The 1,097-nt window shown below is 47.6% G+C and carries 1 pseudogene; it reads right to left on the bottom strand.

Annotated features, from left to right (window positions below):
• Positions 1 to 1,097, bottom strand: a pseudogene (locus DX933_RS00015) (peptidase S8); the annotation flags it as partial.

The raw sequence follows: 1,097 nt of genomic DNA on the forward strand, positions 1-1,097 counted from the left end.
ACATCCAATGTGACGCTCTGGGTTGTAGAATTACCTGCGAGATCATAGGCTGTTACTTCAATCACATTCTCTCCATTATCCAATAGAATACGCTTGGAATAGGAACCGTCCTCTGCCAAATCTGCACGCTGTCCATTTACTTCAACATAGTCCAGATGGGTATCAGATGCTGTTCCTTCTACTGTAACGGTTTCACGGTTCGACTTGCTGCCGTCTTTTGGATTGTCGATGGTTAAGTCTGGAGCGATTGTATCCAATGTGACTGTTACCGCATTCGATTCACCAGTCGTTGCACCATCGATAAGTGATCTGGCAACCAGGGTGTTTTCACCCTCAGCTAATTCCGTGTCAATGGAAAATTCACCATCGTCCCCAATTTCAGCTGTTCCAACAACTTCATCATTGTTCACCAGCTCAATGGTCGTTGTCGGAGAAGCAGTACCTTCCACTGTAATCGCTGCTTCATTCGTGACATAGTCTTCAGCAGGTGAAGTGATGACTGGCGTGTCTACGCCATAAGCGACACGTGCCCGAATCATATAGTTTCCTTCATCCGCTGGGGAAGCAGACCAAGCACCGCCAACGAGCTGATAGCTTCTGCCAGCATTTGGACCGTTTTCATCCGTTGCCAGGCCAGGTGAGCTTGTATTAATACCCGTTTGAATATACACCATGTAGAAATCACTTTCTACTTGAATATTATGCTCGCTCAAGTCTACAACCGTCCATTCACCAGTACGAAGTGCCGTTGCATCAATTGGACCAGCCAATTTATTACCCGGCATGCCATCTGTACCAGTTGCATCCCAAACCTCTACTTGGAAATCTGTTCCACCTGGAACTGGCCATTCTGTATCCCAGAAACGGAAGACACCATCTGTAACGACTGCCTCCTCCTTACCTTCTGGCAGTGACATTTTCACAGCCCAACCATTGCCCGCATCATAGAAAGCACGCGCGTTTTCAGCTGTACCGTCATCGTAACCAATTTCGCCACCTGGAACCATGTAAAATGGTTCTAGCGCAAAGTCAACAGTGACATCTCCATCAACGGTCACTTCTGCTTCTTGCCCGTGGTAGCCACGCGCACTAATCTT

It is taken from the genome of Ornithinibacillus gellani (genome assembly GCF_003730295.1).
Lineage (GTDB): Bacteria > Bacillota > Bacilli > Bacillales > Amphibacillaceae > Ornithinibacillus_A > Ornithinibacillus_A gellani.